The sequence below is a fragment of the Salinimicrobium profundisediminis genome (assembly GCF_026241755.1).
In the GTDB taxonomy this organism is placed as follows: Bacteria; Bacteroidota; Bacteroidia; order Flavobacteriales; family Flavobacteriaceae; genus Salinimicrobium; species Salinimicrobium profundisediminis.
In genome coordinates this window covers 1-2011 of the sequence record NZ_JAPJDA010000097.1, presented here as the reverse complement: position 1 = coordinate 2011, position 2011 = coordinate 1, and the positions used below count along the sequence as shown (strand labels likewise).

Annotated in this window: 3 protein-coding genes and 1 riboswitch; all 3 genes read right to left on the bottom strand. The window is 37.4% G+C overall.

All coding sequences use genetic code 11. From position 1 onward, the window contains the following. Positions 1 to 31 precede the first annotated feature (31 nt). Positions 32 to 439: a hypothetical protein gene (locus OQ279_RS18835; protein ID WP_266071414.1), complete on the bottom strand. Its 408-nt coding sequence runs from the start codon at positions 437 to 439 to the stop codon at positions 32 to 34. 41 nt (positions 440 to 480) lie between these two features. Further along, the gene (locus OQ279_RS18830) at positions 481 to 858 is read right to left on the bottom strand and encodes a hypothetical protein (RefSeq protein ID WP_066450492.1); all 378 of its coding nucleotides are present in this window, start codon (positions 856 to 858) and stop codon (positions 481 to 483) included. A 263-nt stretch (positions 859 to 1121) separates the two neighbouring features. Continuing rightward, positions 1122 to 1208, bottom strand: a riboswitch (cyclic di-GMP riboswitch). 255 nt (positions 1209 to 1463) lie between these two features. Then, positions 1464 to 1907: an Rrf2 family transcriptional regulator gene (locus OQ279_RS18825; RefSeq protein ID WP_266071411.1), complete on the bottom strand. Its 444-nt coding sequence runs from the start codon at positions 1905 to 1907 to the stop codon at positions 1464 to 1466. Between the last annotated feature and the right edge of the window lie 104 nt (positions 1908 to 2011).

The window sequence follows — 2011 nt, the reverse complement described above, 5'->3', positions numbered from 1 at the left end:
TAGCTGCTGCTGTTCATAACTTGTTACCTCACTACTGCTGACCACAAATCCAAAAAACTTCAGAAAAAGTTATTGTATCCACATCTTCGAGCACACTAAGAAGAATATTCATATCAGAAAAAGATCCTTCGAAAATATCTTCTCCGATAATTTCAGGTGCATTCGTATCGCCAACAAGAGCTCCTACTACTTGGTCCTGCTCATCCATAGCCACTGCACAATATCCTTGATCAGCAACAGAAGTTAAATAGCCATGAATAAAATCGTAAAGGTCTTCATATTCAAAATTCAGCTGGCCAACCATAGGCTCCTGCACCCATTTCCCTGAAACATCAACACCAAAAAAAGAGCGTGCCAAACATTCAGCTGTCTTTGAAATCAAATCTGTCTGTTCCTGCTCTACTATACGGTATGTATATAGTGATTGTGTCGTTTGCATATGCTATCTCCCTTTATTCAGATTGATTGCTGTTTGCTGAATTACCTTTTAATCGAATGAGGTAATTGATCCACAAAAGTACCGGTAAATTCAATTCTCTCTAAAACATTTCTAATTTGAACCTGAGCAATTTTAGAAGTTGGCTTAAGAACGAGGAAATCTTTAAATCCTAGGGAATTATAAAACTTCATCGTTTGTTCCATCTGTGGAACAACCTTTGATGGAGTCGGCTTTTGATACGTTGCATCAATAACAAATGTGTACTCTTGTCTTGGCACCCGATTAATTGTTTCCTGCAAATCTCCCATATACTCTGCTGCATCTTCTTCTCTCATTGCGCCTGCACGCACCTGGACATGAACTTCCTTCTGATTCTCATTAATGGCCATCATATATTTCTTTTTATCTACTACAATCATCCTCTAAATCTCCTTTTTATGTTGTCGTTTTCTACTTTGCTGTGTACTGCACTCTTTTCCAACCTGAGCCTAATAAACATAAAGAAAACTTGCCGAGTGACAAGTCCTAAAAGGACACAGACAGAGGCTTAGTTGCACTTATACTACAGTCCTAAAACCAGCCACTGCATCGAGCCTTCTTCTGCGCTGCTCATTTATACTTTTTATAAGTATAAAAAAGGCTATCCTAGACAAGGATAGCCAATTAATCACTTTACATTAATTTTGGCAACCCGACTATCATTATCCATACGGATGTTAGACTCGTAGCTTTGCGTCCTTACCTTTCGATAAGTTTGCCTTTATCATATTCAGAAAATAGTACTTATATCATGATGAAAATATCCTACTTTATTATATAGAAACTGGCAAGTTTTGTCGATAATTGTAACTATAGATTAACAATCTTTACACAAATTCGAGTGCAGAAGGGGTTGTGGGTTTTAGGGACAGGTCCATAGACCCGGTTTGGCGTTGCTTAGAGAGACAGGTTTCTCCTCTAATTTAGGTAATCATACCTATCCAACGCGTAAAAAAAATGCCTCCCAAAAGCAGCAGCTACATGGTCAGACATCTCTAAATTCAAATAAATGATTTAATTCTATTCTATTTAAAACAAAATCTTCTAATGTATATCCGTACAAAACATTCAGGAAAGCTTGCAATGCCTCGTATAGGGCGTTTTTCAATTTACAAGCCGGTGAAATGGAGCAATAGCCTTCTCCCTGTTTAAAACAGCCAACAATGTGAAAGTCTTCTTCTGTTTCGTAGACTACCTTTCCAATATTAATGTCCTTTGGGTCTTTAGCAAGACGAATTCCGCCATTTCGTCCGCGTATAGTTTCGACATATCCTAATTGCCCTAAGTGATGAATAATCTTCATTAAATGATTTTTGGAGATATTATAAGAATCCGCTATTTCTTGAATGGTGCTTAATTTCTCAGATCCCTTTAGAGCTAAAAATATTAAAACACGGAGAGAATAATCCGTATAGTTTGTTAGTCTCATCCTTGTTAATGCTCCTTAATTCGTTTCCTAGTATTATATCTAGAAAAGCAGACAAGTGGCAAGCGCAAGAGACACTGTCATTGTCTGACTTCCCAGTATTTCAG

Bases quoted from the DNA above. Each gene is read 5' to 3' on its own strand.
- OQ279_RS18825 (WP_266071411.1), bottom strand. From the start codon at position 1,907: ATGAGACTAACAAACTATACGGATTATTCTCTCCGTGTTTTAATATTT.
- OQ279_RS18830 (WP_066450492.1), bottom strand. From the start codon at position 858: ATGATTGTAGTAGATAAAAAGAAATATATGATGGCCATTAATGAGAAT.
- OQ279_RS18835 (WP_266071414.1), bottom strand. From the start codon at position 439: ATGCAAACGACACAATCACTATATACATACCGTATAGTAGAGCAGGAA.